At 47.2% G+C, this 1,190-nt stretch carries 1 protein-coding gene; it reads left to right on the top strand.

The window, feature by feature from the left end:
• Positions 1–1,184, top strand: a 1,184-nt coding sequence (gene tuf / locus ACWYVB_RS24085; protein WP_164667183.1) for an elongation factor Tu, incomplete at its 5' end; no start/stop codon positions are given.
• Positions 1,185–1,190: the final 6 nt, after the last annotated feature.

Below are 1,190 nucleotides of genomic sequence, written 5' to 3'. Positions count from 1 at the left end.
TGTCTAAAGAAAAATTTGAACGTACGAAACCGCACGTTAACGTTGGTACTATCGGCCACGTTGACCACGGTAAAACAACTCTAACTGCAGCTATCTGTACTACTCTTGCTAAAGTTTACGGCGGTGTAGCTAAAGACTTCGCATCTATCGATAACGCTCCAGAAGAGCGTGAGCGCGGTATCACAATCGCAACTTCTCACGTTGAGTACGACACTCCAACTCGTCACTACGCACACGTTGACTGTCCAGGACACGCGGACTACGTTAAAAACATGATCACTGGTGCTGCACAGATGGACGGTGGTATCCTAGTTGTTGCTGCGACAGATGGCCCAATGCCACAAACTCGTGAGCACATCCTACTAGGCCGTCAGGTTGGTATCCCATACATCATCGTATTCATGAACAAATGTGACATGGTTGACGATGAAGAGCTACTAGAACTAGTAGAAATGGAAGTTCGTGAACTTCTATCTGAATACGATTTCCCAGGTGATGACCTACCAGTTATCCAAGGTTCTGCACTAGGCGCACTAAACGGCGAAGAGCAGTGGGAAGCGAAAATCGTTGAACTAGCTGAAGCTCTAGATACTTACATCCCTGAGCCAGAGCGTGCGGTAGATCAGCCATTCCTAATGCCTATCGAAGACGTATTCTCAATCCAAGGTCGTGGTACAGTAGTAACTGGTCGTATCGAGCGTGGTATCCTAACTGTAGGTGACGAAGTTGCTATCGTAGGTATCAAGGAAACAACTACTACAACATGTACTGGTGTAGAGATGTTCCGTAAGCTTCTAGACGAAGGCCGTGCAGGTGAGAACGTTGGTGCACTTCTACGTGGTACTAAGCGTGACGAAGTTGAACGTGGTCAAGTACTAGCGAAGCCTGGTTCAATCACTCCACACACTAAGTTCGAATCAGAAGTATACGTACTGTCTAAAGATGAAGGTGGTCGTCACACTCCATTCTTCAAAGGCTACCGTCCACAGTTCTACTTCCGTACAACTGACGTAACTGGTGACATCCAGCTACCAGAAGGCGTAGAAATGGTAATGCCAGGTGACAACGTACAGATGACTGTTGAGCTAATCGCACCAATCGCAATGGACGAAGGTCTACGTTTCGCGATCCGTGAAGGTGGCCGTACAGTAGGTGCTGGTGTTGTTGCTAAGATCTTCGACTAATTCATA

This window comes from Vibrio sp. JZG10, assembly GCF_054064075.1.
Note: the sequence above shows the minus strand (reverse complement) of the source record. Positions and strands in the feature narration are given on the sequence as shown.